The following is a 3,966-nucleotide window of genomic DNA, read 5'->3' as shown; positions in this document are numbered from 1 at the left end:
GCCAATTGCTGTGATGAATCACGGCGTGTATACATAAGGTCAACATTGAATGTGGTATCAGCGTCTAGCTCTTTATCAAAGCTTGTAAATAAACTGTACAGATCGTTTGGTGTTTGTGCATAACTCGATGTAGTAAAGTCGTACGATGTTGTTCTATCTGCAAACTCACCATTACCTTCGTATGTTTTACCGCCTAGCGTACCTTGTGGAATAAACGAAGACTGCCCTGCAGGCACAAAGCTACGATCTGATTGGATCACCTCGCCACGGCTTGAAAACTGTGCACCAACAACTAAGTTACCATCGGCAACCTGCATGCCGTGTAATAAGCTAGTACCGTAGTTGTTACCATCACCCTTAGTTGTGCGACTTCCTTCAACATTAAGCTCAGTACCTTCAAAATCTTTTTTAGTGATAATGTTAACAACACCAGCAATTGCATCAGATCCATACACCGCTGATGCACCATCTTTTAAGATTTCAATTGATTTGATCATTGCAACAGGAATGGTATTTAAATCAACTGAAGAGTCTGCACCGGTACCAGAAGAAACCATACGACGACCATTTAATAACACTAGGGTACGTTGTGACCCCATGCCACGTAAGTTAACAGTTGCAGAACCACCTGAACCATTATTACTTGAAGCACCAAGGCTTATACCCGCAGCAGATGGCTGAGTTGAGAGAATATCGGCAACAGAAGTGAAACCACTTTTTGCAATAAAGTCATCGCCAATAACGGTAATTGGACTGGCTGTTTCCATATCAGTACGGTTGATACGTGAACCCGTGACCTGAATTTTTTCGATTGAATTTGCAGCTTCGTCTGCTGCTAGTACATGTACACTTGAAAACATTGGGATGGCTGCTACAACAGCTAGACCAAGAGTCGATTTAGTCATGAAAGAATCCTACTTGTTGGAATTTACCAAGATTGGTAAAACTCATTTGTTATAAGAAGAATGAGTCGGCAGGCAACTTAAGCGCACTTAACTGAACGAAAACTTAACGCTTGAGTGGTTTTTGACAAAGACAAAAAAGACCAACCTAGAAAAGGTACAAAGGTTACTACTTGTTTCATTGTTAATATAAAAATACAATTTAAAATTAATAAGTTAAAATAATTTTTATACAATTAAAGTACAGATGAAATCAAACACCTCTACTTTGTAATCAAATGTAATTACACCTGTTGTTTAGCAATAATTCAGGTATTAACAACTTAATCACACCCCATTATTAAAAAGGTAAAAGCACCTGCAAGTTGCTAACTCATAAGAAAAGCTTTTGCTTCATAGTGAATTATAAGTTCGCTTATTTTGCTTGGGTATAACTGCTCAAAATTTGGTCTACACTATATGGCTAATGTGAGATGTTGATATTAACTATGGTTATAAATCAAATTAGTTGGCTGGAACAAATCCGGCATTTGCGAAAGCTTAACTTTGTGACTACGCACTTTTGACAGGACTAATTAAAAAATTAGTTTTAGATGTATTTTTTGAAATTTTAGCACTAATGACTAAAGGGTTAGTGAATTAAATTAATTACGTTTTGCTGCGCATTGGTATTACCGGTTCAAGTTTGAGCCTATCAAAAAGAAAAGTTTATAAGCTTAGGTAAACAACAAATTTGGGGTAAAACGTGATCGGTTAACTGGTTAATTCGTAATATTATTAAAGCTCGTTAGTAGGTAACATAAAAGTAATAGTTAAGGGTATCTTCGGTTGAAGTGATTGTATTTATAACAGTTAATTCAAGGGTCCAAAGCATATTGTTTTCTGAGCAAATGCCAACCATGGTTTCGCTTTGCCACAAATCCCCTTGCTGTACAAACTGCTGCGGGATAAATCCCATGTACATAGTTACGCCTTTCAATTTTGCTTGGCTGATTTTTGTATTGTTGGGTAATTTGCTGAAAATTGTAAAAGGTGTTTCAGGTGAAAGAGATTGATCACTGAGCCACACTTTCACTTTATTTGGGAAGGTACATTCTTGGTTAGGTTCGCAGTTTGAATTTTTATGTATGCTTGCGTCTTTTTGATTATCAAAATCACAGGCGGTCAACAATAAAAGTAGCAAAAACACATAACATAATTGGGTTGCTTTCATAAAAATTCGCTCCGAATAAAAGCAGATACTAATAATCAAGCTTATAAATGACAAGCATGGCCCACTAAATAATCAAATTTAGGCACTCAGCTAATCAAAAAATAGACAACAAAGCCACAAAGTTTGATTGATGTCATAATATTACGTAATTGACCTATCTTTTTTAGGCCAAAAAATTTATTATTTCCCTCGCAAAAATTAGGGTTTCTCGAGTTTGTTTTCTGAAGCATTCATGCTTTGAACGTTTTAGGTAACATGCTTGTGAAGTAATAGTAGGCCCCACTTTTTAAGTGGGTAATTCATTTCTAAACGCATTTATTGCAGCGGAAGCCAGAAAATGAGCCAAACAGTAGCATCACAAACTGAGTATAACTATAAAGTTGTACGCCAATTCGCTATTATGACAGTGATTTGGGGCATCGTTGGCATGAGTATTGGGGTTCTGATTGCTGCCCAATTAGCTTGGCCAGCACTTAACTTTGATACACCATGGTTAACTTACTCTCGACTACGTCCGTTACACACGAACGCAGTAATTTTCGCATTTGGTACAAGTGCACTTTTTGCGACGTCTTATTACGTCGTACAACGTACTTGTCAAACGCGCCTTTTCTCAGACAAACTTGCAGCAATTTCATTTTGGGGCTGGCAGCTAGTTATCGTATTAGCAGTAATTACTTTACCATTAGGCATTACAAGCTCTAAAGAATACGCTGAACTAGAATGGCCAATCGATATTTTAATCGCTGTTGTTTGGATTATTTATGCAGTTGTATTTTTTGGTACTTTAATTAAACGTAAAGTATCGCATATCTATGTTGCTAACTGGTTCTATGCTGGCTTTATTATCACTGTTGCAGTACTGCACATTGTAAACAGCATGGCAGTGCCTGTATCGTTAACTAAATCATACTCTATCTATGCAGGTGCAGTAGATGCGATGGTTCAATGGTGGTACGGTCATAACGCTGTAGGTTTCTTATTAACCGCTGGTTTCTTAGGTATGATGTACTACTTTGTACCTAAACAAGCAGGTCGCCCTGTATACTCTTACCGTTTATCGGTCGTTCACTTTTGGGCGCTTGTATCTCTATACATTTGGGCTGGTCCTCATCACCTTCACTACACTGCACTTCCAGATTGGACGCAAAGTTTAGGTATGGTTATGTCAATTATCTTATTCGTTCCATCTTGGGGCGGTATGATCAACGGTATAATGACCTTATCGGGTGCGTGGCATAAACTGCGTACTGACCCAGTACTTCGTTTCTTAGTTGTATCATTATCTTTCTACGGTATGTCTACGTTTGAAGGCCCAATGATGGCAATTAAATCTGTGAACGCATTATCTCATTACACAGATTGGACTGTAGGCCACGTTCACTCAGGTGCACTTGGTTGGGTAGCTATGATTTCTATTGGTGCTATTTATCACCTTATCCCTGCACTATTTGCACAAGGTCGTATGTACAGCATTAAGCTTGTTAACACACACTTCTGGTTACACACTGTTGGTGTTGTTTTATACATTGTTGCAATGTGGATTTCAGGTGTAATGCAAGGTCTTATGTGGCGTGCAGTAAATGCTGACGGTACATTAATGTATAGCTTTGTTCAGTCTTTAGAAGCATCACATCCTTTCTACATAATGCGTTTTGTTGGCGGTGTATTCATCGTAACAGGTATGTTAGTTATGGCTTATAACGTTTTCCGTACAATTTCAGCTGAAAAAGAATCACTGAAGTTAGACGCGCAAGCACAATTAGCATAACGGAGTGAGATGATGAGCAATAAAAATTCACAAAACAAACATGAAATAGTAGAAAAAAACGTTGGCCTTATGGCCATACT

3 protein-coding genes and 1 pseudogene are annotated in these 3,966 nt (G+C 37.9%); 2 read left to right on the top strand and 2 right to left on the bottom strand.

Annotated elements, in window-relative coordinates:
- Together BCG07_RS12880 and BCG07_RS12875 are read right to left on the bottom strand one after the other, a co-directional pair.
- Window positions 1-905 (bottom strand): TonB-dependent receptor plug domain-containing protein (locus BCG07_RS12880; RefSeq protein ID WP_286890460.1); only part of this gene is annotated, 905 nt, incomplete at its 3' end.
- 784 nt (window positions 906-1,689) lie between these two features.
- Entirely contained in the window at window positions 1,690-2,115 is a 426-nt protein-coding gene (locus tag BCG07_RS12875) for a hypothetical protein (RefSeq protein ID WP_286890458.1), read from the bottom strand.
- Between the two features lie 337 nt (window positions 2,116-2,452).
- On the opposite strand from BCG07_RS12875, the gene ccoN reads away from it, so the two are divergent.
- Both ccoN and BCG07_RS12865 read left to right on the top strand, forming a co-directional pair.
- A complete protein-coding gene (gene ccoN / locus BCG07_RS12870; protein WP_006794295.1) occupies window positions 2,453-3,886 on the top strand; it encodes a cytochrome-c oxidase, cbb3-type subunit I in 1,434 nt (477 codons plus the stop codon).
- Window positions 3,887-3,898: 12 nt separating this feature from the next.
- A pseudogene (locus BCG07_RS12865) lies at window positions 3,899-3,966 on the top strand (cytochrome-c oxidase, cbb3-type subunit II); the annotation flags it as partial.

Source organism: Pseudoalteromonas sp. ESRF-bin5, assembly GCF_002632075.1.
Classification (GTDB): domain Bacteria; phylum Pseudomonadota; class Gammaproteobacteria; order Enterobacterales; family Alteromonadaceae; genus Pseudoalteromonas; species Pseudoalteromonas marina.
The sequence above is the reverse complement of the archived record's forward strand: the minus strand, read 5'-3'. Positions and strand labels throughout refer to the sequence as shown.